Origin of the sequence: Mycobacterium sp. UM_Kg1 (assembly GCF_000972925.1) — a bacterium.
Taxonomy (GTDB): domain Bacteria; phylum Actinomycetota; class Actinomycetes; order Mycobacteriales; family Mycobacteriaceae; genus Mycobacterium; species Mycobacterium hiberniae.
In genome coordinates, this window is record NZ_JRMK01000332.1 from 1 (window position 1) to 720 (window position 720).

At 66.4% G+C, this 720-nt stretch carries 1 protein-coding gene; it reads left to right on the forward strand.

The genetic code is table 11. From position 1 onward, the window contains the following. Positions 1-99 precede the first annotated feature (99 nt). Positions 100-720, forward strand: a 621-nt coding sequence (locus LI92_RS21405) for a helix-turn-helix domain-containing protein (RefSeq protein WP_046322594.1), incomplete at its 3' end; no start/stop codon positions are given.

Genomic DNA, 720 nt, shown 5'->3' on the forward strand with positions numbered 1-720 from the left:
TGTTGTGACCTCGGAGGTTGTTGACGGCGTGCCTGCTTGAAATGGGGAGGACCTCCTGACGGAGTGGATGTGTCTGGCATCTACCCGTAGGAGGTCCTCGTGTCTCACGCTAACGCTCGTACCAACCTGTTCGCACGTCGCCTGATCGTCGAGCGTGTCGCTGCTGGCTGGCCGGCTGCGCATGTGGCTGAGCAACTGGGTATTTCGCGGGCCACGGTCTACAAGTGGCTGCGCCGCTTCGCCGAAGGTGGAGAGGCTGCGTTGGTTGATCGGTCCTCGCGCCCGCACCGGATGCCCAAGCGCACCAGTGAACGCGTTGAACACAAAGTGCTCACCCTGCGGCGCCGCCGCAGGCGCGGCGCGGTCGTGCTGGCCGCTGAGCTCGGGATGCACGCCTCGACGGTGGGCCGGATCCTGGCACGCCATCAGGTGCCGCACTTGAGTGCGATCGACCCGATCACCGGGCAGCCGGTGCGCTGCTCACCGCGCAGCACGAACCGCTATGAGCACCGCACCCCGGGAGCCATGGTCCACGTCGATGTCAAAAAGCTGGGCCGCATCCCCACAGGTGGCGGGTGGCGCCTGCACGGCCGCGACGCCACGGTGTCAGTTGCCCACCGGCACAAGAAGGCCAAGATCGGCTACGACTACGTGCACACCGCGATCGACGACCGCACCCGGCTGGCCTACAGCGAAGTGCTGCCCGACGAGAAAGACCCC